Raw genomic sequence first — 24,438 nt, 5'->3', positions numbered from 1 at the left:
CGTTGTGAGTTTCCCCTGAGCATTTCGTACCCCGTGAACGCATTCGATGCTGGCACCCCCTCCGAACCAGGTCAAGCGATCACAGTCGCCGCTGATGCAGTTTCGTTCTCCGCTGTCGTTCCCGGTTCTCCCGGCTCCGTCCCGATAACTCCCGCCGGGCCCGCCGTGCGGGCTGCGGGCGGTCCGGCCGATTCCGACTAGTCACCGATGGCCATACCGCCAGGTTCGCCCGGGAACCGCAGGCGCTCGGCGATCCGCTGCCATGCCCCCGCGTATTCCAGGGCGACATTCGCTACCAGGCCCGCGCTGTGCGCCGGAATGGCCTGGAGGAACAGTTCGCTCTGGGCGGTCAGCGAGGCATGTGCGTGCAACAGGCGCAGCAGCGCCCGGCCGGCCTCGCTGAAACGCAGCGACGGGTCGTTGCGTAGCAGGTTCAGCACTGATGAAACGTCCTGGCCGCGTACGGCTTCTGGGGTGTCCCTTGTGCTGGGCCCTGCGGACGGCGGGGCCGGGGACGGTTCCCGCCCTGTGCTCCTGACGGTCAGGGGGTCCTCCTGTCGGCGCGGCCTGCCAGCCTGGGGGACTGGATCTTCGCCGCGCCGCAGCCGCTCGCGCACGTCGCGGACCGTGCCGGGCGAGATCCCGGCCAGCCGGGCCACCGTGCGCAGCGAGGCTCCCGGGTCCTCGGCGATCAGCTCGCCTGCCCGCCTGCGCCCGCCCGCGCTGTCCAGAGGCCTGACCCGCCCGTCCCGGCCGACCCGGCTGTGCAACCGGTCGTCCTGGCCAGTTGCACGCCGCCGGATCTCCCCGACCGCCTGGTGGGAGAGCCCGGCGACCAGGGCGATCGCCCGGTTCGACCACTCGGGGTGGGACAGCATGATCCGGGCGGCCGCCGTCGCCCGATCGGCCTGGGACAGCGGCAGGCCGTGGGCGATGTTGGCGTTGACTGCCAGGACGAACGCGTCCCTGGGTTCGCCGACGAAGTACTCCACCTCAATGTCCCGCCGACCACGCAGGGTCGCCGCGCGCAACCGGTGCGCACCGTCGAGGACCCGCATCGTCGCCCGGTCGACGATGATCGGCGGCAGCGGCGCCCCGGAATCGGCGAGCATCCGCACGTGCTCCTCGTCCAACCCGCCGGAGCGGAGCGAATCCGATTCGACGATCTGGTCGATCGCCACCCGCGAGGGGGCGCCGAGTTGCGGGTGGAAACGAGGTACGGCCTCCACCGGCGGGCTCTTGAATGCGCCGCCCTCCGGTCGTTTCCTGTGAACCCTGGCATCCACTGGACACTTCCCTCCGTATATCCTCTGGAACGCAGGCTTACGGGCACCGGTATTCCGGGGCGAGGTAACCGGTCATGATTATGGTTGACCGACGGCCGGTCCACGTATGCCCGTTCGGGCCCGATTATCCGCCGTCCCGACGGACACCGTAATGATACGTTCGACCGCATGCAGAAGATTCTGGAACAGACGTCTGTTCCAGATTGCTTTCGATACGATTCCCGACAGGCGGTCACGCCCCTAAAGAAAGGGGGGAGGAGATCAGCCGGCCCGCGATGGCGGAGCCGCTTCGGCCGACCGGGAAATCAGACGGACGGACGACAACAGGCGCCGAACCCCGCACGCTCCCGCGAGGTCGACCGTGCACCTACTCGATTCCGGCGCTTCACCATGCTTCCAGTCTCGCCGAGAATTCGATCACCAGTCAACCGGCCCGCGGGCCCGCCGTGGATCCTTCGAACATCTTGATACGTCGCAAAACCGACGCTCCCTCACTTTCTGCCTCGCCCCGGGCGCCCCAGTAGGCGCACACCGAGGACGTCACGCGGGCCGCGCCGCCGGGGCTGTCCGGCCGGACGGACAGCCCCGGGGTGCGTTGTCCGGACGTCAGGCCCCGGTGGTCCGGCGGGCTGGCGCGCATCACCAGGTCGGCCGGGAGCAGCAGGCCGCTCGCGAGCGGGCTACCCGGCTCCTCGACGGCGGCGATCAGCTGCTCGACCAGGAGGCACGCGAGGGCGGCCCAGCGGCAGGCGCACGCTGGAGGGACGACTGGAGCAGCATGCAGAGCGGGACGTCGTTGAAGCTGGTCACCGCGAAGTCGCCGTCGACGGTGAGACTCGCGGAGCGGACGGCTTGGTATAGGCGGTGATGGTAAGCCAGTCCCTTGCCCACACCGGCGCGGCCGGGCGGATGGGGCCGGCGAGCAGCCGCCCAACGGCCAAGGCCAGGGCAACCGGGTCGTCGTCCAGGGCCCCGACCTCGAAGCCACGGTCGGGGCGGCCGAGGCTTGGAGAGGCTGGCCCTGCGATCGACGAGCCAGGACACCGGGGCGCATGCCGGTGCCAGCATGGCCTCGAGAATAGCCCGATGTTTGGACCGAGTCGGTCTGACAGTTGGGTCCAGCAGGCCGTGGAAGGCGGTGCGGGCGTGCAGTTCGGCTGTGCGGTTGGGCGGGGATCCTGGGTGAGCAGCGTGGTGACGCGGTAGCTGAGGCTCTGCTGCCAGCCGGCCAGTTCCTCAACTGTGACGTCCGTCAGGTGGCCACGCCATGCTTGGGTGATGGCGGCGGGAGGTCGAGGGAGAGGCCGGTTCCGGCGAGGAAGGCGTCGAGGATGTCGGGGCGGTACTTGAGTGGCCGCGAAATGGCGGTCCATCTTCTGCAGGGCGCTCTGCGCGGCTGATCCCGGGATCTGCGACGCGGTGTCGAAGCTCCCCGCGAAGGTCATCCCGAGGGTGGCGATCGCGGCGACGATCAGAAGCCACACGGCCAGGACCGTACGGCGCCGCCGCACTGCGAACAGTCCCCATCGGTGGAGCAGCACAGCCATGGTCACAGCTCATTTCGGTCGGAGGGCGTCTGCGGATCTCCAGCAAAGCCCGGCCGGTTGACGCTCCAACCCCTCTCGACCTGACGATTCCTTGACGGTCTGCGCCGTGCCGACCGGGGCCGCACCGGTGGTGGCCGGGTCGGTCTGGTGACGGTTCGTGCTCCGGACGGTCAGGTGGGCGACGCGGTGGAGCTGGAGGGTGCATCGGGGGGCAGGGAGTCGAGAGTCGCCATGAGCAGGTTGTCGAGCAGCGCCCACCCGGTCAGGTGGAATTCCACGGGGACGGTCCTCCGTACGGTGGGTGGGCCGCTCTCCTCCCGGGGCGGCTCCGGGCTGCTCAGCACGGTTCGGGCGGTTTCGTCGTCATCGCCGCGGCCCCGCCGCAGGCCCATGCCCAGGGTCTGCCGGTGCGGGGACGATGGGGACGTGGTCAGCGAGGAAGGCCAGTACGGCCGGGGTGACGGCGGATGCGCTGTGGCCGGCGCCGCTGACGACATCCAGGCGGCTGGTGATGCCGTGGCGGTTCCAGTTGTCGCGCAGTTCGGTCATCCGGTCCATGCGGCTGCCCGGCTGCTCGGCGCCCTCCCAGACGTCGATGGCGGTGTCGTCGGCTCCGATGACGAGCTGGACGGGCACCTGCGCCATGGCGGTGGTGTCGGGAGTGGCGGCGAAGAGGGTTTCGCTGTCGGCGGTTCCACGCCACCAGGGGGTGCAGGCGTCGAGGAGGGTGGTGCGGCCGGGCGCGCCGACGGAGAGGGAGGCGAGGCGGTGGGGGTGGAGGTAGAAGAAGCGGTGGGCGAACTGCCCTCCGCCGGAGAAGCCGTGCAGGTGGAAACGGTCGGTCCGGATGTGCCAGCGCGCGGAGGCCTCCTCGACCATGTCGAGCAGCCGCAGGTCGGGGCGCAGGCCCGGCTCGGTGAAGAACTTGTAGCTGTCCAGGTCGTTGGGCCCGGCCAGGCCGGCGGGGAACAGCGGGGCGAGGACGACGCAGTCGTGTTCCTCGGCGAAGTCGGCGAAGGAGTCACGGACCTGCCCGACGTAGCGGTGGGTGCCGTGGACGGCCACCACGAGCGGGCGGGGCTCGCCGGTGTTGCTGTGGCGGCGGGGGACGTACAGGCAGTAGGAGACACGGGGGTCACGGGCAAGCGCGAACAGCGGCGTGGAGCCGGTGAGGAACTGCTGCGCGGGATGGTCGGGGGGCAGGTGCCAGGGGGAGACGGGGGCTTCGGCGGGCATTGGTCGACTCCGTGGTGCGGGTGCGGGTGCGGGTGCGGATGCGGGATGGCGGGACAGGCGGTGCGATGCTCCGGCCGCCCGCCGGCGGGACGGGTCAGGCGGACGCGGGCAGTTCCATGTCCATGAGCGGGGCGTACTGCTGGCCGGCGTAGCAGTCGCTGTCGTGCAGGTCGCCCTGGACGGTGGGGCGAGGCAGGGAGACCTTGACGGCGAGGGCGTGGCGGTGGTTGACGACGAGGATCCGGTCGGGGTCGGTGTTGTAGAGGGACGCGAAGAGGCCTTCGTTGAGGAAGCCGGTGGCCACCAGGGCGTCGTACGCGGCTTGGTCGTGGCACATGAAGTCGAAGGTGAGGGTGAAGGGTCCGGCGTTCTTGGAGCGGACCAGGGAGCAGTAGTCGGTCAGGGTGGCCATGGGCTCACAGCTCCTCGGTGGTGGTGCGGAACAGTTCGGTGGGGGTGACGCCGGTGGCGACGTGGTTGAGGGTGAAGCGGTAGAGCGGGCCGCGGTCCATCTCCGGCGGGGAGTACGGGTAGGCGAGGGTGGAGACGAGTCCGTCGTACTCGGGGATGGGCAGGTGGCTGCTGACGTGGGCGACGAAGGTGGAGACGGCGTGCGCGGTGGCCTGGTCGGGGGCGGTGACGGTGATCAGCACGCCGAGCTCGCGGGGTAGCAGCTGGTCGGGTTCGGTGCCGTCGAGGACGGCTCCGGCGCCGTAGAGGCGGTAGTCGATGTCGACGGTGCCGGGGTCGACCTCGCCGTCGAAGACGTCGAGGATCTTCGCGTCGAAGTACTGCCGGGCGAACGGCAGGAGCTTGGGCAGGGCGTCGATGACGAGGCGGTCGCGCACCCCACCGATGATGACGCTCTGGTAGCCGACGAGTTCGGCGCCTTCGAGCTTGTTGGTGTACCCGTCGGCCGGCAGGTAGGCGGCGCCTCGTACGCGGACGGTCCGCTCGTCGACGGCCTCGTAGGTGGCGTCGGTGGTGTCCAGAGTCCCGGAGGGCTCCAGGATGTGGAACGGGTCGGCGTTCTCGTACAGGGTGTGGGCGGCGACCGAGCGCGGGGTGAGGCGGCTGCCGTCGGCGAGGGTGGTGACGTCGAAGTGGTCTTCGCGCAGGTGCACCAGCAGGCCGTTGGCGGAGGGCGGGATCGCGCAGGCGGCGCCGCATTCGATGGTCTTGGCCATGTGCCAGGTCAGGCCCGGGTCGGCGCCGTGCAGGTGAGGGAGGGCGGCGAACAGAGCGGTGTCGCTGGCGCGTCCGGCGAGGATGACGTCGCAGCCCTCCAGGAGGGCGTGCTGGATCGGCTCGACGCCCATCATGGCGACCGTGTGGCTGCGGGCGAACAGGTCCCGGTCGATGGCCGGCGCGTTCGGCAGGGCTCGGATGCGGCCGGCGTCGTACAGGTCCTGGATGCGGTCGGCGGGCTGGTCGGAGTAGATCAGGCCGAGCTTGAAGTGCAGGTCCTCCTGAGCGGCGATGGTGCGGGCCATCTCCGCGACCTGGTCGACCCCGACGTCGCGCCCGCTCGTGCCGCAGGATCCGATGATGAGCGGGATGCCGAGCTCGTCGCGGGCCTTCAGCAGCAGCCGCAGGTCGCGGGTCACGGCCTGGCGGGAGAGCTTGGGTGTGCCGGAGCCGAGGGCGGCCGGGCCGCTGTCGGTGGATCCGGCGTCGCAGGCGATGACGTGCGGGCGGGCTTCGACGCCGCGCCGGAAGGCGTCGGCGTCGAAGCCGGCGCCCAGCGCCCCGGTCGGAGCGAGGATGCGCAGTTCCATGGGTTCAGAGCCTTTCGCCGTGCAGGTTCATGTGCGGGTTCAGAGGGTTCGTCACGCCGTGTTCCGGTCGGGGGCTCGGCGGGCCAGGAGGGTGAAGACGGCGAAGGTGACCGTGGCGAAGGCGGCGGCGTTGAGCATCATGAAGCGCCAGCCCGTGAGGTCGATGGTGGTGCCGAGGATCGCCGGGCCCAGGGCCATGCCCGCGGATGAGGCGAGGGTGTAGAGCGCGGTGTAGGTCCCCAGCACCTTCTGGGTGGGTGCCAGGTTCCACAGCGCGACCAGCGCGTTGACCGCGAACGACGCGTAGCCGAGGGCGGAGAGGACCATCGCGGCGACCGTTCCCGGGAGGGTGGGGAGCGCGAAGCCGACCAGGAGGCCGGCGACGAACAGGGCGACGCCGTAGCGCATGGCGCGCAGTTGCCCGATCCGGTCGGACCAGTAGGCGATGGGCAGCACGCACACGAGGAAGGCGACGGCGCCGGGCAGGGCGAGTCCGCCGGCCTGGCCGCGGGTCAGCCCGAGGAGTTCGGTGGCGTACGGGGTGGTCAGCGACCGCAGGGCGGTCCACATGCCGGCGAAGCAGAAGATGCCGATCATCAGCAGCAGCGCGGGGCTGGAGGGGGATCGCAACGCGTCCCGGAGGACGGCCCAGGGGGAGGCGAAGTCCGCCGTGTCGGGGCGGACGTCGGCGGGTTGCTCGGGCAGGACGGCCTGCTCGTGCCGGCGGCCGAGGAACCACCAGGACAGGCCGAGCATGATCAGCATCAGGGCCGGGGGGATCGCGAACGCCAGGCGCAGGCTGCGATCGACGACCAGCAGGCTGATCAGGGACGAGATGATGATGGTCAGGCTGACGCCGGCCTTGATGAAGCCCTGTGCCTTGCTGCGGTTGCCCTCCGAGACGTAGTCGGAGACCAGCGTCTCGGTGACGCCCTTGAAGGCGTTGGCGACCGCGGCGAAGCCCACGACGCACACCATGAGGACCGGGAGGCTGCCGGCCCAGGGGATGAGCACGAACGGGACCGTGGCGGCCGACGCGCCGATCAGCACGATGGGCCATCGACCCCTGCGCCGGCGGACGAGTTTGTCGGAGAGGAATCCCACGGACGGTTGGGTGAAGATCCCCAAGGCGTGGTCCAGGCCCATGATCAGGCCGATGACACCGGCCGAGGTGACGTAGTGGCGCAGTTGCTCGGGCACCTGGGCGTCGTAGAAGTTCCACACCGACTCCTGGGCGAAGACCGCCAGGGTCACCCACAGGACCGCGCTCGCGCTCATCCGGTTCCGCACGACGGGGGCCGGCGGCGTGAGGGTCGGAGTTCCGCCGGGGGTGGACGGAGAGTTGTGCATCATGGCGGCTCCTTGCCATATGCTATAGCAAAATGGGGATGCTTGTGCGCCGGTCGCCTCCCGCGGCACCGGTGAACAGGCGTTCGAGCTTGTGGGGGTCAGCTGCCGGAGAGCTGGATCAGCGCTTCGCGGTGGTGGTGTGCGGCGAGCTGCTCGGCCCGGTCCTCGTCCCGTTCCAGCAGGGCATCGAGAAGGCCGCGGTGCTCGCGGTAGCGGCGGCGGAACGCCTCGGCCCGCTCCGGGGCGAGCTTGACGGTCAGATCGAGGCGCTCCTCGTCACTGAACGCGCGGGCCTGCTGCAACAGTCCTTCCAGGACCGGGTTGCCGACCGAAGCCTCCACCTGATGGTGGAAGTGGCGCAACAGGTGGTGGACCTCCGCGAGCCGGCCGGTCACGTCGGCACCCGGCCCGCGTTCGGCCAGTTCCTGCTCGATCCGCGCGACCGCGCCGTCGGCGCGCTGTAGCACTCCGGCCAGGTCGGCGAGCTGGGCGTCGGTGGCATGGCGGGCGGCGAGCCGGGCCATCAGCGCGGACAGCCGCACCTCGGCCTCCACGATCTCGGAACGCGCGGCGGCCGAGTGGTCTGCGATCCGCAATGCTCGGCTCCCGACCCGCTCCACCACCTTCTCGTGCACCAGCTGGCGCAGCGCCTCGCGCACCGGCGTGGGGCTCACACCGAGCCGGGCGGCGAGATCACGTTCGGTGATCTTCTCGCCCGGACGCAACGAGCCCTCGCGGACCGCCGCTCGAAGCCGCTGGTAGGCCTGGTCGGCCAGCGACGCCGTCTCCATGGGGCCCAGTGCATCGTTGCTCATGGTCGCAAGAGTGCATCCTGCTATAGCAAACAGTCAATAGGCTCATTGCCGGAAGATGACCACCGCGTTGCCGAACGCCCCCATCGCGACGCGCACCAACGGGGCCCCGTCCGGCGGCCCCTGCGCGGCTGCCCGGCTCGCCTACCGGGTGCCCAGCAGGATGGCCGGTATAGGGCTGGGGCCTCATTGGGCTGGTGGAAAAGATTATTAACGGGCCCGGTGCTGTGCTCTTCGACCTATCAAAGACCAGATCAAGGCCTTGCTGAGGGCGGGGTCCTTGATGGCTCGCCGGGGTTCCTCAAAGGGAAGGCGGCCCGCTTTGATGGGGTCCGCCGCGCGCTCCAACGCCCTGCGTAGGCCCGGTGGCTGGAGTTGATCCGACGTCACAGGCGAGGTCCCTTCGCGGGGTCAGCCCAGGGTGGTGGGGGTGCCCGGGGTGAGCCAGTGCAGGTGGGTGGTGAGACCGGCTTGATCGAAGGCGGAGTTGACGTCCTCGCGGCCCTGGGAGAAGTGAGCCCAAGAGGTGTAGTGGATGGGGACGACGTTCCTCGCGCCGAGCGAGCGGAGGAGTTCCACGCCCTGGGCGCCGTCGAGGGTGATCGGCAGTTCACCGATCTCGTCGACCTGTGCGGCGCCGAAGTGGAGGACGGCGGTGTCGATGGTGAAGCGCTGTGCGATCTCGTCGAGTTCGTCGAAGTAGACGGTGTCGCCGGAGATGTAGAGCGCTTCCTGCTCGCCGTGCTGCTCGACGACGAAGCCGATCACGTCTCCGGCGTGCAGGGCAGGGGTGGCGGTGATACGCAGGCTCTCCGTGCCGCGGGTGATCTCGTGGCTCGCCCACGGATCGAGGCCGACGGCGCCGTCGCCGAGCCGGCCGGCACCGCTCGTGGTGGTCACCACGGTCCGTCCGGCCAGCAGTGCGCGGCCGGCATGGTCCAGGTTGTCGGGGTGTTCGTCGTGGCTCAGCAGGACGGCGTCGATGGCCGGCAGCTGGTCGATGGTCAGGGCGGGGCCGGCAGTGCTGTTCAGTGTGGCGGTGCCGAACCGGTACTGCGCCGGGGCGGGGTCGAAGACCGGGTCGGTGAGCAGCCGGAACCCGCCGATCTCCAGCAGGACGGTGGCGGTGCCGATGTGGGTGATGGTGATCTTCATGGTGCTCTCCTCGGTTCGGGGCAGGGGGTGGGTAGGTGACGGGGGGACGTGGTGTGGCCGCGGCGGTCAATGCGAGTGTTCGACCTGCAGCATCCAGTGGTGTTTCTCCAGTTCGCCGGTGACGGCGATGAGGAGGTCCTGGGTGACCGGGTCGGCCGTCGCGGTGACCTCGATGCGCCGGCGCATCCGGGCGACGAGCGTGCTCATCGAGGCGGTCACGAGGTCGAGGGCGGTGGAGTCCTTGATCCATCCGGCCGGTAAGGCGGGGAGCCCGCTGGCGGCGGTGACGGTGGCCGAGCGCCCGTCCGGCGGGCTGCCGATGGTGGCGGAGCGTTCGGCCAGCAGGTCTGAGAAGTCGCGCGTCGTGGTGACCAGTTCGTCCAGTTGCTGGTGCAGGGAGCGGAATCGCGGGCCGAAGAGTGTCCAGTGGGCCTGTTTGGCGTTCAGTGAGAGGTCGAGCAGGTCAACCAGGGTGCCCTGCAGGGCCTGGGCGGCGACTGCCTGGTCGGAGTCGGCAAGGGGGCCGGTGACGATCGTCATGAGGTGCTCCGCTCGTACGGGTCGGTTGACCGTCGGGGACAGGCTTTGGTGGGCCTGTCCCCGACGGGTGGGGCAGCAGGTCAGTTGGCGGCGGCGTCGAGGATGAGGTCGGTGACGGCGCGGGGGTGGCTGATCATCGCGGCGTGGGAGCTGTCGATCTCCACGGTGTGGGCGTGGGCGCGGGCGGCCATCGCCCGCTCCGCCTGCGGCGGGATGACACGGTCGTCGCGGGCCACCAGGTACCAGGACGGGACGGTGCGCCAGGCGGGGGCGGCTGCCGGCTGCAGGAGGGTGGCGAACGCCGCCGGGCGCTGCGCCGCGGCCAGCTGCGCGGCCTGCGCGGCGGGCAGGTCCTGGGCGAAGAGCTGCCGGAAGTAGGCGGGGTCGAGGTACGCGTCGGCGTCGCCGGGCGCCGCTTCGGGGAATGGCCGGGCGACCACGTGCTGGAGCAGTTCGGAGGCGCCGCCGCCGAGCGCGGTGGCCTGGGCGACGCTCTCGCCCTCCTGCGGCGCGTAGGCCGCGATGTAGACGAGGGCCTTGACGGCGGGGTTGCCGGTGGCGGCGCCGGTGATGACGGCCCCGCCGTACGAGTGGCCGACGAGCACCACGGGCCCGGTGAGGGTGCTGAGGAACGACCTGAGGTACTCGGTGTCGCCGGTCAGGCCGCGCAGCGGGTTGGCCGGGGCGAGGACGGTGTAGCCGCGCTTCTGCAGGGACTGGATGACGGCGTTCCAGCCGGAGGCGTCGGCGAAGGCGCCGTGCTCCAGCACGATGGTGGGTTTGACCCGGGTCGGGCTGTGCGCCGGGTTGTCCGACGCCGCGGCGGGGACCGCGGTCAGGCCGAGCAGGAGCAGGGCGCTGATGACGGCGGCGCGGCCGGATCGGGGCGCTGTGCGCCTGGCATGGGGGTTCATGGGTCTTCCTCGGGAATCGGGGGCCGGCGGTGGGTTGCTTGCTGGCGCTGGACTACTTGACGAAGCGTTCGATGAAGGCGAGGGCGGTCTCGGCGACTTCGCGCCAGCCGGAGTCGATGGTGAGCGAGTGGCCGCGGCCGGGGATCTCGGTGAACTCGGTGGGTCCGGGGTTGCGCTGCTGCCGCTTGTAGGCGGCGGCCGAGATCGCGTGCGGGACGGTGTGGTCGCGTTCGCCGGAGACGATCAGCAGCGGCCCGCGGTCCGGGTTGTCGGTGTCGGCCTTCGCCTCCGTCCAGGGGTTGAAGTTCGCCGTGGCGGCCTGGAAGAGCGGCGCGCCGGGCGCGGGGACGGCGTAGGTCTCGTGGAGCTGGCGGGCCTCCTCCTCGCTGACGGCGTTGGCGAAGGCGTAGCGGAACTGCTCGTAGGTGAGCGGGACGGCGCGGTGGCGGTTGGCCGGGTTGCCGAGTACCGGGAGGGAGGAGCGCAGGGCCGAGATCGGCAGGGGCAGGACGCCCCGGAAGGGGGCGGCGTCGATGGCGACGGTGGCTGCGGACAGGCCGCGCCCGGCGATGATCTGGGCGAGGAGTCCGCCGAAGGAGTGGCCGATGACGGCGGGCCTGCGCCGGAGGTGCGCGATGACGGCGCTGTAGTGGTCGGCGACCTGTCCGACGGTCTTGTTCGCGAAGACCTCGGGGTGGGCGGTGGCCTCCTCGACGGTGTCGGGGTCGTCGGGCCAGCCCGGGGACAGCGGTGTGTAACCGGCGGCGTCGAAGAGGGCGGCCCAGCGGTCCCAGCTGGCGGGCAGGAGCCACAGGCCGTGGATGAAGACGACGGGGGTGCGCCCGGAGGCGTTGGCCCGCTCGATGTCGGCCAGGGTCGCGGCGGGAATCAAGGGTGCGGGGTCGGACATGGCTGCTCCGTGAGGTGCGAAGAGACCGGAGGGTGCGGATGTGCGGGGAGCGGTTGGCGAGGGGGCGCCCGTGGGGCCGGCGGCGCGGCCTGGCGGGTGCGCGGCCGGGCCTGCGCAGCCGGTCGCGGCCTGCGCCGCCGGCCTTCGTGAGGTCTGGGCTCAGGTGGCGATGAAGGCGAGCAGGTCGGCGTTGAAGGCCTTCTCGAAGTCGCCGACCAGGCCGTGCGGCGCGCCCGGGTAGGTCTTCAGGACGGCGTTCTTGAGGAGCTTGACGCTCTGCAGGGCGGCTGCCCGGATGGGGACGATCTGGTCGTCGTCGCCGTGGGCGACCAGGACGGGGATGTCGATGCTCTTGAGGTCCTCGGTGAAGTCGGTCTCGGAGAAGGCCTTGATGCAGTCGAGTGCGCCCTTGAGGCCGACCTGCATGCTCATCAGCCAGAAGGCGTCGCGCAGGCCTTGGGAGACGGTGGAGCCGTCCCGGTTCGCGCCGTAGAAGGGGGTGCTGAGGTCCTGGTAGAACTGCGAGCGGTCGGCGGCGACCCCGGCGCGGATGCCGTCGAAGGTCTCGATGGGGGAGCCTTCGGGGTTCGCGGCGGTCTTCAGCATCAGCGGCGGGACGGCGCCGAGCAGGACGGCCTTGGAGACGCGGGCGCTGCCGTGGCGGCCCAGATAGCGGGTGACCTCGCCGCCGCCGGTGGAGTGTCCGACCAGGACGGCGTCGGTCAGGTCGAGCTGCTCGACGAGCTCGGCGAGGTCGTCGGCGTACTGGTCCATGTGGTTGCCGTCCCAGGTCTGGGAGGAGCGGCCGTGGCCGCGCCGGTCGTGGGCGACGGCGCGGAATCCGTGGGAGGCGACCAGGCGGGCCTGGTTGTCCCAGGCGTCGGCGTTCAGCGGCCAGCCGTGGCTGAAGATGATCGGCCGGCCGGTGCCCCAGTCCTTGTAGAAGATCTCGGCGTCGTCGCGGGTGGTGATGGTGGGCATGGTGTACCTCCTGAGCGTGCGGGTGACGTGTCCGGCTGTCCCGGGTGTCGCCACCCCGGCCTGCCGTGTTCCGGTGGTCAGAGTCTGTTGCGCGGGAGGTGGTCCGAGCTTGAGTCAACCGACTCCCCTGTAGCGGGTTGAGTCGTCGACGGCACGCTCAGTCGTCGGCCTGTGGGTGGCCGCCCGCCGGCGGCGCGGCAGGCCCGACGGGCGGTCCGATATCCTCGGTCGCGCTGGTCATCGGGGGTGGTGCGCAGCCCCGGGGGCGTGGGAGGGGAGTGGGTCGTGGCGCTCGTACTCGACACGGCGGAGCTGCCGCGCCAGGATCGTGCGGAGGCGGTGTTCGCCGCGATGCTGATCGCCACTCCGGCTTGCCGGCTCGTGCACTGGGATCCGGACGCCGTCCTGCGGGCGCGGATCGACCTGTGGGATTTCGGCGGGGTGTTCCTGTGGCGCCACGAGGGGTCGGGCGTGCGGATGACCCGCACCGCGGCCCACATCCGCCGCGACGCCCCCGAGACGGTGGCGATCGCCCTGCAGGAGTTCGGCCGCGCCCGGCGGATCCAGGCCTCGCACACGGCGGAACTGAGCCGCGGCGACCTCCTGTTGTCCGACCTGACCGCGCCCTACGACTACGCGTGGAGTGGGATCGGCGCCGCCAGCGCGCTGTCGATACCGTACGAGCGGCTCGGGCTGCCGGTGGACCTGGTGCGCCGGGCCGCGCCGCTGCTGCACACGAGCAGCCTGTACGGCTTCGTCCGCGAGCACCTGGCCAGGCTGGCCGCGGACGCGGACGCGCTCGGGGCCGATGCCGGAGCATCCGCGCTGGGAGAGGCGAGCGTCGTGCTGGTGCGCGCGCTGCTCGCGTCCGCCGCCCACCACGACCGGCAGGCGCGCCCGGCCCTCGCCGAGACCCTCCCGGTGCGGATCCACGCCTACATCGACCTGCACCTGCGCGACCCGCTGCTGCGGCCCGCCACGATCGCGGCCGCCCACGGCATCTCGCTGCGGACGCTCTACCGGCTGGTGCAGCCGCCGTACTCGACTCTGGAGCAGTGGATCATCAACCGGCGGTTGGAGGGCATCCGCGCGGACCTGGCCCGATCCGAGCACCGCCACCGACCGATCGCCGACATCGCCCGCTCCTGGGGCTTCGCCGATCCCTCCCACTTCGGCCGCCGCTTCCGCGCGGCGTACGGACTCACCCCCCGCGAGTGGCGCCGCCTCCTCGCCGAGGGCGGCTAGCCGGCCTGCGACGACGGCGCCTGGCCTGAACGTGCGGCGCACGCCCTGCGCTGGCCCCACCGTGTCGGCGTTTGCGACAAAGCGGGCACCACCTGCCCGGTGTGCGGCTTCCGTTCCTAGGCTCACGATGCAAGGTCACCCGCCCGGACACCCTTCGCCCGGTGCGGGCCCCGGTCGTGCATGCAGCACAGGCACCACGTCGGAGAGCAGCCCATGAACCGTCCCCTCACATCGGCCACGCCCCGGTCCGTCCCCTCCCGGGCAGAACCCGCAGGAGGAGCGCCCGCGTTGTACGGACGCGAAGGCGAGATCGTCTACCTGGAGCGGCTGCTGGACGGACTGCAGCAGGGCGTCGGCGCCGCTGCGGCCGTGGTCGGCGCCGCGGGCACCGGCAAGTCCGTCCTGCTGGACGCCGTTGGGGACTCTGCGGCGCGGCGGTCCATGACGGTGCTCCGCGTCGCGGGCGCCGAGCCGGAGCGCCGGCTGCCCTTCGCGGCTCTGCACCGACTCCTGGAGCCGCTGTGGTCCCCTTCCCGCCGGCCGGACCAGGACATCGCGCGTACGCTGCGAGCCGCCATCGAGGCAGGGACCGGGCCGGACGGCCACCACAGGGTGGCGAATGCGGCCCTGGAGCTGCTGACCGCCTCCTCCACCTCCGCACCCCTGGTCGCCGTCGTCGACGACCGGCAGTGGATCGACGACCCGACGGCGGACGTACTGGCGTTCGTCGCCCGCCGGATCGAACGGGTGCCCCTCCTGCTGCTGACCGCGAGCCGCCCCCGCAGCCACGGCAGCGCCTCCCTGGCGGCCGAGGCCCACCTGACCTCCCTGCACCTGCGGGAACTCGACGACGTCGCGGCGGGCGCACTGCTGGACTCACTTCCACAGCGACCGACCCCGGCGCAGCGCACCCTCGTCCTCCAGCAGGCCGCAGGCAATCCGCTGGCACTGCTCGAACTGGCCCGGGCGGTGACCGACGGCACAGCGCAAACCCGCCTTGAACCGACCGGTCTGCTGCCCCTGACACCCGCACTGAAGCGGATCCACGGGGAGCGGCTGCCCGGCCTCGACGCGACCACCCGGCAGGCGCTGCTGGTCGCCGCGGCCGCCGGCGAGCCGGACCGGGCAGCGGTGCTGACCGCGGTGCACCTCTGCGCGGCAGGCGCTGACGACCCGTTGGGGCTTGAGGTCTGGCAGGCCGCGGAGGAGGCCGGCCTGGTGACCGTCGAGGACGGCCGGGTGCGGTTCCGGCACCCGCTGGTGCGCTCGGCCGTCTACCAGGCGGCGCCGTTCGCGGCCCGCCGCAAGGCCCACCTCGCGCTGGCGGCGGCACTCGGGGGCAGCCCCGACAGGCAGGCATGGCACCGCTCGGCAGCGGCACTGGGACCCGACGAGGAGATCGCGCAGGACTTGGTGGCAACAGCCGAGCGGGCCCGCCGGCGAGGTGGGTACCAGGGGGCCGCGGACGCGATGAGGCGCGCGGCGGAACTGACCCGGGAGGCGCCACTGCGCACTCTCAGGCTGCTGGAGGCCGCCGAGCTCGCGATGTTCGCGGGCCTGCCGGACGAGGTCGCCGCCATCACCACCGAGGCCGTGGCGAGCACCGACGACCCGCAGTCACTGAGCGCGGCGTCCATCCGGGCCGGATGGGCGCTGGCCGTCACCACCCGCCACAGCGCCTCGCTCGGCTTCCTGCTGCCGGCCGCCGCCGCCGTACTCACCCGCGACCCGCGGGACGCGCTCGCCGCGCTGAGCACAGCGGCCACCGTCATCTACAACAGCGGCGACCCCCGCTCACGCGATGAGAGCCTGCGACTGGCCGCCATGATCGCCGCACTCCCCGGCCGGGCGGCGGACCGCCTGTGGGCCCAGGCGGGCTGTGACCCCTTCGGTGACCGGCCGCAGTACCTGCGGCTGCTGGCAGAAGGCGCCGCCGAGCAGGAGCCCAGCCTGCCGCACCTGATCCTGCTGGGAGCCGGCGCGTGGATCCTCGACGAAACGCACACCTCCCTGCACCTGCTCGGTCAGGCACAGGAACACCTGCAACGCGTCACCACGACGGGCGCCAACGCGACACTGTCCGCCGCCCTGGGGCTGGTGCAGTACGAGAGCGGGGCGTGGCAGGCCGCCCGGTCGACCTGCACCGAGGCCTACCGGGTCGCGCGGGTGGGCGGCCTGGAGATGGCGGCTGCCAGCTCCTGGTCGCTGGTCGCGGCCTTGGACGCGGTACAGGGCGACACCGCGCGGGCACGGACCAGACTCGCGCAGGCCATGGCCGGGATCGAACCGACACAGACCCGTGCCATGGCGGTGCGCGCCCGTCTCGTCCTGGCGAGCGCGGCAACAGCGGACGGCGACCACCCGGGCGCGTGGGAGCAACTGCGCGGACTGTTCGCAGGCGACGCCGACGCCACACCGCTGCACTACCACGCCTCCTTCTACGCCGTCGCCGACCTCGCGGCCGCCGCGGCCCGGGTGGACCGCCGGCGCGAAACCCTGTCCTTGCTGGAGGCGGTCGAGGATCGCCTCCAAGGAGGCACGAGCATGCGCCTGGGTCTCCTGCTGCGCCGGGCACGCGCGCTGCTGTCCGGCCCGGAGGACGCCGAGGAGCACTTCCTTGCCGCCCTCGATCCGGCCGGCGATCCATGGCCGTTCGAGCGGGCCAAGGCGCGGCTGGAGTACGGGGAATGGCTGCGCCGACGCCGCCGCGTGAACGACGCCCGCCCCGTGCTGGCCGGCGCGCTGGCCGTCTTCGAGCGGCTCGGGGCCAAGCCGTGGGCGGCCCGGTGCGCCGCCGAGTTGCGGGCCTGCGGCGTGACCCCGCAGCACACCGACGGCCCACACGAACAGGGAGGAGCGGGCCTCACCGCGCAGCAACTCCAGATCGCCCGGCTCGCGGCCGAAGGCCTGAGCAACCGGGAGATCGGCGAGCGGCTCCTGCTGTCACCGCGCACCATCGGATTCCACCTGTACCAGGTCTTCCCGAAGCTGGGCGTCACCGCCCGCTCCCAGCTGCGCAGAGCCCTCGACGAACAGGTACGAACCGGACACCCGGGAGGCCTGGCGTGATGACCGGTCAGATGACCTAAGCACCCCGCCGACCAGCGGCCCAGGATGGACGAGAGGGCTTCGCCCACCTGCCCGCCCCCTGCTCCCCGGTGGTGAATCCTTGCCCGACCTCGAATCGATCACCCACGCACGGCCGCCCGGCCCGCCCACGACACCGACGGCTCTCGCCACCAAGACCCTGTACGGCCGGGAGAACGACCTCGCACTCCTGGAACACCTGCTGGACCAGGCTCGACACGGCCGGGGAGGTGCCCTGTCCATCAGCGGTGGAGCAGGCCTGGGCAAGTCGACCCTGCTCGCCGCCGCCGACCGCAGCGCACGGCGTCGCGCGATGACCGTCCTGAGCGCCCTGGGCGTCGAGTCCGAGAGCCACCTGCCGTTCGCCGGACTGCACCAACTCCTGCTGCCGCTGCGCGCCGACGCCGTCAGGCTGGAGCCGAAACAACGGCACGCCCTGCGCGCCGCATTCGGTCTGGAGGACACCGCCCCGGACCTGTTCGGCATCGCGCTGGCCACCCTCGAACTCCTCTCGGAAGCCGCCGGACGCACCCCGGTGCTCCTGATCGCCGACGACACGCACTGGCTGGACCGGCCGACCCAGGACGTCCTGGCCTTCGTCGCCCGCCGCCTCGGCGCGGACCCGGTCGTCGTCCTGACCGCCTCCCGCACCGAGACACCCGACCCTCACAGCGGCGCCGACCACGAACACCTGCGGCTGCGGGCTCTTGAGGACGACGACGCCGGCGCGCTGCTGGACAGCTGCTCCCCCCGACTCGCACCCGCCGCCCGGGCCCTCGTCCTCGCCCAGGCCGCCGGCAACCCGCTGGCGTTGGTGGAACTGCCCCGGGCCCTGGCCGACGACGACGGGGCGGGACGGCTGCCCGAACTCGTCCCCCTCACCGAACGCCTGGAACGGGCGTTCAGCGCCCGCGCCACCACGCTGCCTCGGGCGACCAGGACCCTGCTGCTGGCAGCGGCCGCCGAGAGCGGCTGCGAGCTCGGACAACTCCTCAGGGCCGCAGGCATCGTCGAGGGCGCCCCGGTCGGAGCCCACGCGCTCCAACCCGCCGTCGACGAGGGCCTCGTGCATCCCGAAACCCTCCGGGTCCGGTTCCGCCATCCGCTGATCCGCTCCGCCGTCTACGCCAGGGCGGGCCTCGTCGAGCGGCTCGCCGTCCATGCCGCCCTGTCCACCGTGCTGGCCGACGACCCGGACCGGCACGTCTGGCAACGGGCCGCCGCCACCCTCGGCACCGACGAAGGGGTGGTCACCCTCCTTGAGGAGTTCGCCGCCCGCGCCCGGGCCCGCGGCGGTGTCGCCGCCGCGGTCGACGCCCTGGGACAGGCCTCCGCGCTGACCGCCCTGCCGCCGCGCCGCACCTCTCTCCTGCTCGGCGCCGCGGAACTCGCCGGCGAACTCGGCCGCCGCCAGGTCGCCGTCGGCCTCGCCGATAGGACTGACCCGGCGTAGATGGGGCCGGCCGAGCACGCCCGGCTCGCCGCCGTCCGGGAGGTCACAGCCCCCGGCCCGATCCATGACGAGGCCCGGGTCCACACCCTGCTGCAGGCCTCGGAGCAGGCACACCGCTCCGGCGACACCGACCTGGCCGTCCACCTGCTCTGGCGGGCCGCCTCCCGCTGCTGGTGGGGAAACCTCTCGCCGCGCCTGCGCGAGGGCGTCGCCGCCGCTGCCGACCCGCTCGGCCTGCCGCCCGAGGACCCGCGCCTGCTCGCCGTACGCGCCTACGCCCTCCCAGAGACCCACGGCGCCACTGCCCTCGCCCGGATGGCTCAGGTGACACCGGACCGCTCCGACCCCGACGTCATGCGGTTCCTCGGAAGCACGGCCCTGATCCTCGGTGACTTCCACACCGCCTCCTCCTACATGGCCACCGCCGCCGAGAGCTGCCGCTCCCAGGGCCGCCTGGCGCTGCTGGCCCGTACCCTGGGCGCCGGCAACTGGGGGCGCCTGTGGACCGGCGAATGGGACCGCGTCCGCACCGAGAGCGAAGAAGCCGCCACCCTCGCCGAAGAGACCGGCGAACAGTTCTGGGCCGTGTCCGCCACCACCAACCTGGCCATGCTCGCCGCCCTTCGCGGCGAGCACGACCTCGCAGAAGCCCTCGCGCTGCAGGCCCGCAGCAGCCCCCACGTGACCGGGATCCGCTTCCTGCTGGTCAGCATCCAGCAGGTGCGCGGCGTCGCGGCGATCGCGGCCGGCCGCCCCGACGAAGCGTTCGACCTCCTGCGAAACGCCTTCGACCCCACCGACGACACCCACCACGACATGCGTTGGTGGACCGCCCCCGACCTCGCCGATGCCGCCGCCCACACCGGTCGCCAGAGCGAGGCACGTCGCATCCTCACCGGGCTCGACACCTTCGCCGGCAGCCTCCCCTCTCCCATGAACCTGATGTGCCTGCACTACGCCCAGGCCGTCCTCGCCCCCGACGACGACGCCGAACTCCGTATCAAGGAAGCCCTCACCCAGGAATCAGGCCACTGGCCCCTGTACCGGGCCCGCCTCCTCCTCGCCCAAGGACGCCTGCTGCGCCGCCTGCACCGGCCCGCGGACTCACGCGTACCCCTGCGCCAGGCCCGCGACATTTTCGACGCCCTCGGGTCGCCGCACTGGAGCAGCGTCGCCCGCCAGCTGCTCAGGGCGGCGGGCGAGGACAGCCGGCAGCGCAGTCCCGCCGCCCGCGAGCAGCTCAGCGCTCAGGAGCTCCAGATCGCCACCATGGCGGCCGCCGGTCTGACCAACCGCCAGATCGGGCAGCAGCTCTTCCTCTCCCACCGCACCGTCGGCTCCCACCTCTACCGGATCTTCCCCAAGCTCGGAATCACCACCCGGACCCAGCTCGGTGAAGCCCTGCGCACCACCTTCCCCGCCTCGCCGCCGGGCGGGCCCACCGCGAGCTGAATCGGTCACCGGTCAGCACCGGGCAGCCTTCCGCGTGCACGGGCGGAAAGGCGCACACCAGCTGCCCGCGAACCGGCCCTCGTCCGAGGGGCCGGCGAGCCACCACCCGGCACACCGCGCGAGGCCACCGGGCGGTACGACCCGGTGGTAGCCGCGCCTGGCGGGTGTGGGCCGCCTCAGGGCTGGTTGGCGAGGGTTGCCAGGTCGGTGCGGGCCAGGGGTGCGTGGAGGGGACTGAAGGCGGGATCGGTGGTGAGTGCGCGGTCGAGGTGGTTGCGGGCCTCTACGACCTGGCCAAGGCTGCGTTCGATTTCACCGAGGTGGTAGTCGAAGAGGGCGTTGTGCCAGCCGTGGGCCTGGGCCTGGTGGGCGAGGGGGAGGGCTTCGGTGTCGGCGCCGGTGCGGTGCAGGGCCCAGGCGAGGGCGTCGGCGACGAGGACGTTCTGTCGGCGGTCCCATTCGGCGCGCAGGAGGTGGACGGCTTCGGCGGGGTCGCCGTGGTCGGCTTGGTACTGGCCGAGGGTGAGGTCGTCGACGACGCCGTTGGCGGCGGCGAGTCGCTGTTCGGCGGTGAGCAGGCGGTACTGCTCCTGGGCGGCCGTGCGGTGGCCGAGGGATTCGTGGAGTTCGCCGAGTTCGAGCAGGTATTGGGGGAGTGGGACGCGGGCGATGGCGGCGGTGTAGTCCTGCACGGCATCGTCGGTGCGGCCGAGCCCGGCTTCGGCGCGGGCCTGGCCCGCCAGGGCCGGGGTGTACGACGGGTCGGTGTTCAGTGCTGCCCGGTAGCCGGTGAGTGCGTCGAGGGTGTGGCCTGAGTTCCGGTCGAGTTCGGCGATCTGGTACTGGCAGAAGGCCTTGTCGGCGGGGTCGTAGGCGTCGTCGAGGGCTTGGCGCAGTGCGGCCCGTGCGTCGTCGGTGCGGCCGTGCTGTTCGAGGTCGTAGGCGGCGCGGGTGAAGGACGCCGTGCCGGGTCGGCGGTCGAGGAGTTGCTGGACGGCGTCGGTGGCGCCGGTGTCGTCGCCGAGTTGGGTGCGGGCGTCGGCGAGGACGGCGTAGGCCGGCCAGTGCGCCGGGGAGGCGGTGATGGCCTGGTCGGCGAAGTCCCGTGCCTGGCCGAAGAGGTGGCGGGCGTTGGCGAGGGCGCCGAGGCCGGTGAGGGCGTCGGCGTTGGATTGCGGGGCCAGCGTCATCGAGCGGTTCAGGGCCTCCTCGGCCTTGGGGTAGTAGGACGGGTCCGCGGTGAGTCTGGCCTGTTCGACGTACTCGGCGCCGAGGCGGGCCCACCCCGGCGCGTCGTCGGGCAGTTGTCGTAGCCGCTGCTGGTCGGCCGCGATCGCCCGGGCCAGCGAACCGTCGGAGAGCGACGGGGTGCCCGGGCGCCGGGCGGCGTCCGCCGAGGGCTCGTGGGCATCGGGGCCGCCACGGCCCAGGGCACCGAAGGCGGCCAGTGCGCCGCACAGGGCGACAGTGCTGAGCAACAGTGGCAGGCGGCGCATGAAAGCCCCTCGGTCGTTCGGCGGGAAGCATCAGGTGTGCGGGTGGCCGACGGGATCACGCCGTCCACCCGCACAGCGGTGTCTGCTAGTTGGGCTGGTTGACGGCCTTGTCGTACGGCAGCGCCACGTACGGGAAGGTGGTGCCGAACGGCTTGTCGGCGGTGTTGACCTGGTCGCCGGCGGCGAGGGCGGGGATCAGGTTGCCGGGGGTGGCGCCCTCCATGACCTGCAGGGCGATGTCGACGACGTCGTCGGTCAGGCGGCGGCCGTTGGGGAAGCCCTGGAAGTCACCGGCCAGGACGCCGAGACGGTTGGGGTTGGGGGTGACCGGGGTGGACATGTTGAGCCGCAGCTCCTCCGCGGGCACGAAGCAGTTGGGGTCGATGTCCTTGTTGAGGAGCTGCGAGTTGAGGTCGACCTGGTAGGGGCCGCCGGTGGCCTTGGCGATGCCGGTGAGGAAGATCTCCTGAAGGTCGGTGCGCGGGGTGGCCGGGGCAGGGAGGCCGTAGATCGCCTGGATGAGCTGCGGCACCTCCGGGTTGAGGACCTTGTTGACCACGGCGGGCTGGTTGTGGTCCTCGGACGGCGGGAGGGAGTTGAAGGCGTCCTTGAGTCCGGCGGGCAGGACGACCTCGTTGACCAGCGGGTTGCCGAGGCGGGAGACCTGGACGAACTTGCCGGAGGGGGTGGCCTTGCCGGGGCTGAGCTTGAGGGTCTGCTTCTCGGTGCTGGACCACACGCCGATGACGGGGTTGCGGGTGGCGTCGCCCTTGTAGGCGAGGCGGCTCTTGGGGACTTGGATGGAGAGGGTGTTGACGTTGTATCCGGCGAGGGTGTTCTGGCCGACCTCGGAGAGGTTGCCGCCGTAGAGCAGGTCGAAGACCCGCAGGTCGAGGAAGAACGGGTCGGCCGCCTGGGTCGCCACGGTCTGCCCGCCGCCCGGGAGTTGGACGGTGGCCTGCTGGCGGAGGCCGGCGTAGTTGGGCATCGAGGCGCGGCCGGTGTCGGACGGCGCGGCGGTGCCGTGCTCGACGAGGGTGACCGGGTCGCAGCCGGGGCGGAGTTCCTGGAGCGTGTAGTACTGGCGGAACAGCAGGGTCGGGTCGGTGAGGTTGTTCACCACCCCGTTGTTGTAGAGGAAGGTGTTGGTGCCGCGCTGGTCCTCGGTGTGGAAGGTCCAGCGGTAGGTGAGGTCGGGCTTGCCGGTGCCCTGGGAGTCGATGTTGATGTCGTAGTGGGCGCCGTCGGCCCAGGGGTAGAAGTTCGGACCGCCGTTGGGCTCCTGGAACGGGAGCCAGTTGGCGACCAGGGTGACGCTGTCCTGCTGGTCGGGGCTGGTGAAGGCGTACACGTCGGTGTTGTCGACCTGCGGGTCCGCGGCGATCAGCGGTGCCTCGCGGTGGCTGGAGGCGGTGCTGACGCCGGCTCCGGAGCCGAGGACCGCGGTGCCGGCCACGGCCAGGCTCATGGCGGTGAGGATCGCCGCGGTGCGGGCGGGGGAGCTCGATCGGGCAGGTCGGCGCGTGACGATCATGAGGGTGGGGTCCCGCTTCCGTGACGAGTGGTGTCCGCCCCGGGCCGGAGGGCCGCGGGGCGTGATCCGGCTGAGCAGCCGCACTCGGCACTGTGGACCGGATCCCGAGCCGACTTCGTCAGCAGGGCGGGCGCGGTCTGGTCGCCTCACTCCCATGGACCAGCGTTGTCACCCGCCCGGCCGCACGTCACCCCACGTGCGCTTCGACGGCCACCGGACTTTCACGGCGTCAGCCCTCGTTGGCGGCCACCGGTGCAGCACCGACGGAGGTGGGAAGGCTCCACTTCTGCTCGATCCGGGCGAGCTTCCACACCGTGAGCGCGACGACCCAGGTGGCGAGGAAGAGGCCGACGATCACGAAGCCGACCGTGTTGAGGTCCAGCCCGGACACCCAGTCCCAGAACGCGCCGTGCAGGTGGAGCTTGTCGGCGAGCAGGCCGAGCAGCTCGACGGTGCCGATGATGAGGGCCACGGCGACCGACAGGCCGGTGATGGTGAGGTTGTAGTAGATCTTGCGGACCGGTTTGGAGAACGCCCAGCCGTAGGCGAAGTTCATGAACGAGCCGTCGACGGTGTCCAGCAGGCACATTCCGGCGGCGAACAGCACGGGCAGGCACAGGATGGCGTACCAGGGCAGTCCGGACGCGGCCCCGGAGCCCGCCAGGACCAGCAGGGCGATCTCCGTCGCGGTGTCGAACCCGAGCCCGAACAGCATGCCCAGCGGGTACATCTGCCACGGCTTGCTGACCGACCTCGTCACCCGGCCCAGGAGGCGGTTCATCAGGCCGCGCCTGTCGAGCTGTTCCTCCAGCGCGGCCTCGTCGAGGTGCCCGGCCCGCATGCGCCGGAAGACCTTCCAGATCCCGGCCAGGACGACGAGGTTGACGATCGCGATGAGGTACAGGAAGGAGCCGGAGACGGCGGTGCCGATCAGGCTGGTCATCTGGTGGAGGCCGGAGGCGTCGTCCTGGAGGGGGCCGGCCAGGGACTTCACACCGAAGGAGAGCAGCACCGCGAGCGCGAACACGACGGAGGAGTGTCCGAGGGAGAACCAGAAGCCCACGGAAAGGGGGCGCTCGCGCCGCTCCATGAGTTTGCGGGTGGTGTTGTCGATGGCGGCGATGTGGTCGGCGTCGAAGGCGTGCCGCATGCCGAGGGTGTAGGCGGTGACGCCGATCCCGATGCCGAAGCCCTTGGTGCCGACGGTGTGGTGCTCGGGCGCGACGACCGCGACGAGGGTGACCCAGCCGACGACGTGCAGGGCGACGATGAAGCCGGCCATTCCCGCAAGGCGCCGCCACTCCTGACGGGTGATCGAGGCCGCTGCGGTCGCCCGGGCAGGTCTCGGCGGGTTGGGGGAGGGGGCTACGGATGAGGAGGCCATGGGCGTCCTTCCTGCATCTACGGCCGAAGCGCCGTGTTCAACGCATCGATCTCGTACTTGCACTATGTCTGCAACAAGGCGTTGTGTCACGGGGCGCGCCAGGGGCGCGAGGAGGTGCGTCGCCGGCGCCCTGCCGATGCCTCCACCGAAAGGGACCACTGTTCAGGGAGCACCAGTTCGAGCCGTGGGAACTGGAGTCCTACGGCGCTGCTCTGTGCGGGTGATCTCCTGGCCGGACCGGAATGGTGGCCGCTCTTCGCGGCGGTCAGCCCCGAAGG

18 protein-coding genes are annotated in these 24,438 nt (G+C 71.7%); 4 read left to right on the top strand and 14 right to left on the bottom strand.

Annotated elements, in window-relative coordinates:
* Nucleotides 1-197 precede the first annotated feature (197 nt).
* From ACFTWP_RS24820 to ACFTWP_RS24770, 11 genes are all read right to left on the bottom strand, one after another.
* The gene (locus tag ACFTWP_RS24820; RefSeq protein ID WP_380266947.1) at nucleotides 198-1,181 is read right to left on the bottom strand and encodes a streptomycin biosynthesis protein; all 984 of its coding nucleotides are present in this window, start codon (nucleotides 1,179-1,181) and stop codon (nucleotides 198-200) included.
* Between the two features lie 2,015 nt (nucleotides 1,182-3,196).
* Nucleotides 3,197-4,069 (bottom strand): poly(aspartic acid) hydrolase, encoded by an 873-nt coding sequence (locus tag ACFTWP_RS24815; RefSeq protein WP_380266946.1) that lies wholly within the window; start codon nucleotides 4,067-4,069, stop codon nucleotides 3,197-3,199.
* 94 nt (nucleotides 4,070-4,163) lie between these two features.
* The gene (locus tag ACFTWP_RS24810; protein ID WP_380266945.1) at nucleotides 4,164-4,481 is read right to left on the bottom strand and encodes a DUF4387 domain-containing protein; all 318 of its coding nucleotides are present in this window, start codon (nucleotides 4,479-4,481) and stop codon (nucleotides 4,164-4,166) included.
* Nucleotides 4,482-4,485: 4 nt separating this feature from the next.
* Complete coding sequence (locus ACFTWP_RS24805; RefSeq protein ID WP_380266944.1) at nucleotides 4,486-5,847, bottom strand: acyclic terpene utilization AtuA family protein; 1,362 nt, start codon at nucleotides 5,845-5,847, stop codon at nucleotides 4,486-4,488.
* A gap of 51 nt (nucleotides 5,848-5,898) precedes the next feature.
* Nucleotides 5,899-7,200 carry an MFS transporter gene (locus ACFTWP_RS24800; protein ID WP_380266943.1) on the bottom strand — a complete coding sequence of 434 codons (1,302 nt, stop codon included), beginning with the start codon at nucleotides 7,198-7,200 and terminating at the stop codon, nucleotides 5,899-5,901.
* Nucleotides 7,201-7,295: 95 nt separating this feature from the next.
* On the bottom strand, nucleotides 7,296-8,012 hold the full coding sequence (locus ACFTWP_RS24795; protein ID WP_380266942.1) for a GntR family transcriptional regulator: 717 nt from the start codon (nucleotides 8,010-8,012) through the stop codon (nucleotides 7,296-7,298).
* A gap of 408 nt (nucleotides 8,013-8,420) precedes the next feature.
* Entirely contained in the window at nucleotides 8,421-9,164 is a 744-nt protein-coding gene (locus ACFTWP_RS24790; RefSeq protein WP_380266941.1) for an MBL fold metallo-hydrolase, read from the bottom strand.
* A gap of 66 nt (nucleotides 9,165-9,230) precedes the next feature.
* Nucleotides 9,231-9,704 (bottom strand): Dps family protein, encoded by a 474-nt coding sequence (locus ACFTWP_RS24785; protein ID WP_380266940.1) that lies wholly within the window; start codon nucleotides 9,702-9,704, stop codon nucleotides 9,231-9,233.
* 80 nt (nucleotides 9,705-9,784) lie between these two features.
* Nucleotides 9,785-10,618, bottom strand: a complete 834-nt coding sequence (locus tag ACFTWP_RS24780; RefSeq protein WP_380266939.1) for an alpha/beta fold hydrolase — start codon at nucleotides 10,616-10,618, stop codon at nucleotides 9,785-9,787.
* A gap of 52 nt (nucleotides 10,619-10,670) precedes the next feature.
* A complete protein-coding gene (locus tag ACFTWP_RS24775) occupies nucleotides 10,671-11,528 on the bottom strand; it encodes an alpha/beta hydrolase (RefSeq protein ID WP_380266938.1) in 858 nt (285 codons plus the stop codon).
* Between the two features lie 159 nt (nucleotides 11,529-11,687).
* Entirely contained in the window at nucleotides 11,688-12,509 is an 822-nt protein-coding gene (locus ACFTWP_RS24770; RefSeq protein WP_380266937.1) for an alpha/beta fold hydrolase, read from the bottom strand.
* Nucleotides 12,510-12,794: 285 nt separating this feature from the next.
* Here ACFTWP_RS24770 and ACFTWP_RS24765 point away from each other — a divergent pair, with 285 nt between their 5' ends.
* The 4 genes from ACFTWP_RS24765 to ACFTWP_RS24750 all read left to right on the top strand — a co-directional run bounded on the left by ACFTWP_RS24765 (nucleotide 12,795) and on the right by ACFTWP_RS24750 (nucleotide 19,746).
* Nucleotides 12,795-13,754 (top strand): helix-turn-helix domain-containing protein, encoded by a 960-nt coding sequence (locus ACFTWP_RS24765; protein ID WP_380266936.1) that lies wholly within the window; start codon nucleotides 12,795-12,797, stop codon nucleotides 13,752-13,754.
* Nucleotides 13,755-14,042: 288 nt separating this feature from the next.
* The gene (locus ACFTWP_RS24760; RefSeq protein ID WP_380266935.1) at nucleotides 14,043-16,823 is read left to right on the top strand and encodes an ATP-binding protein; all 2,781 of its coding nucleotides are present in this window, start codon (nucleotides 14,043-14,045) and stop codon (nucleotides 16,821-16,823) included.
* A 100-nt stretch (nucleotides 16,824-16,923) separates the two neighbouring features.
* Nucleotides 16,924-18,294, top strand: a complete 1,371-nt coding sequence (locus tag ACFTWP_RS24755; protein WP_380266933.1) for an AAA family ATPase — start codon at nucleotides 16,924-16,926, stop codon at nucleotides 18,292-18,294.
* On the top strand, nucleotides 18,295-19,746 hold the full coding sequence (locus ACFTWP_RS24750) for a LuxR C-terminal-related transcriptional regulator (protein ID WP_380266932.1): 1,452 nt from the start codon (nucleotides 18,295-18,297) through the stop codon (nucleotides 19,744-19,746). It begins immediately after the preceding gene.
* 176 nt (nucleotides 19,747-19,922) lie between these two features.
* Here ACFTWP_RS24750 and ACFTWP_RS24745 read toward each other — a convergent pair whose 3' ends face one another.
* The 3 genes from ACFTWP_RS24745 to ACFTWP_RS24735 all read right to left on the bottom strand — a co-directional run bounded on the left by ACFTWP_RS24745 (nucleotide 19,923) and on the right by ACFTWP_RS24735 (nucleotide 24,091).
* Nucleotides 19,923-21,242, bottom strand: a complete 1,320-nt coding sequence (locus ACFTWP_RS24745; protein WP_380266931.1) for a tetratricopeptide repeat protein — start codon at nucleotides 21,240-21,242, stop codon at nucleotides 19,923-19,925.
* An 85-nt stretch (nucleotides 21,243-21,327) separates the two neighbouring features.
* Nucleotides 21,328-22,710, bottom strand: a complete 1,383-nt coding sequence (locus ACFTWP_RS24740; protein WP_380266930.1) for a DUF4331 domain-containing protein — start codon at nucleotides 22,708-22,710, stop codon at nucleotides 21,328-21,330.
* A gap of 295 nt (nucleotides 22,711-23,005) precedes the next feature.
* Nucleotides 23,006-24,091 carry a HoxN/HupN/NixA family nickel/cobalt transporter gene (locus ACFTWP_RS24735; protein WP_380266996.1) on the bottom strand — a complete coding sequence of 362 codons (1,086 nt, stop codon included), beginning with the start codon at nucleotides 24,089-24,091 and terminating at the stop codon, nucleotides 23,006-23,008.
* Nucleotides 24,092-24,438: the final 347 nt, after the last annotated feature.

It is taken from the genome of Kitasatospora sp. NPDC057015, assembly GCF_042673745.1.
Taxonomy (GTDB): domain Bacteria; phylum Actinomycetota; class Actinomycetes; order Streptomycetales; family Streptomycetaceae; genus Kitasatospora.
The sequence above is the reverse complement of the archived record's forward strand: the minus strand, read 5'-3'. Positions and strand labels throughout refer to the sequence as shown.

Excerpts from the sequence above, each read along its gene's own strand:
- ACFTWP_RS24815 (WP_380266946.1), bottom strand. The coding sequence starts at position 4,069 with ATGCCCGCCGAAGCCCCCGTCTCCCCCTGGCACCTGCCCCCCGACCAT.
- ACFTWP_RS24810 (WP_380266945.1), bottom strand. The coding sequence starts at position 4,481 with ATGGCCACCCTGACCGACTACTGCTCCCTGGTCCGCTCCAAGAACGCC.
- ACFTWP_RS24805 (WP_380266944.1), bottom strand. The coding sequence starts at position 5,847 with ATGGAACTGCGCATCCTCGCTCCGACCGGGGCGCTGGGCGCCGGCTTC.
- ACFTWP_RS24800 (WP_380266943.1), bottom strand. The coding sequence starts at position 7,200 with ATGATGCACAACTCTCCGTCCACCCCCGGCGGAACTCCGACCCTCACG.
- ACFTWP_RS24795 (WP_380266942.1), bottom strand. The coding sequence starts at position 8,012 with ATGAGCAACGATGCACTGGGCCCCATGGAGACGGCGTCGCTGGCCGAC.
- ACFTWP_RS24790 (WP_380266941.1), bottom strand. The coding sequence starts at position 9,164 with ATGAAGATCACCATCACCCACATCGGCACCGCCACCGTCCTGCTGGAG.
- ACFTWP_RS24785 (WP_380266940.1), bottom strand. The coding sequence starts at position 9,704 with ATGACGATCGTCACCGGCCCCCTTGCCGACTCCGACCAGGCAGTCGCC.
- ACFTWP_RS24780 (WP_380266939.1), bottom strand. The coding sequence starts at position 10,618 with ATGAACCCCCATGCCAGGCGCACAGCGCCCCGATCCGGCCGCGCCGCC.
- ACFTWP_RS24775 (WP_380266938.1), bottom strand. The coding sequence starts at position 11,528 with ATGTCCGACCCCGCACCCTTGATTCCCGCCGCGACCCTGGCCGACATC.
- ACFTWP_RS24770 (WP_380266937.1), bottom strand. The coding sequence starts at position 12,509 with ATGCCCACCATCACCACCCGCGACGACGCCGAGATCTTCTACAAGGAC.
- ACFTWP_RS24750 (WP_380266932.1), top strand. The coding sequence starts at position 18,295 with ATGGGGCCGGCCGAGCACGCCCGGCTCGCCGCCGTCCGGGAGGTCACA.
- ACFTWP_RS24745 (WP_380266931.1), bottom strand. The coding sequence starts at position 21,242 with ATGCGCCGCCTGCCACTGTTGCTCAGCACTGTCGCCCTGTGCGGCGCA.
- ACFTWP_RS24740 (WP_380266930.1), bottom strand. The coding sequence starts at position 22,710 with ATGAGCCTGGCCGTGGCCGGCACCGCGGTCCTCGGCTCCGGAGCCGGC.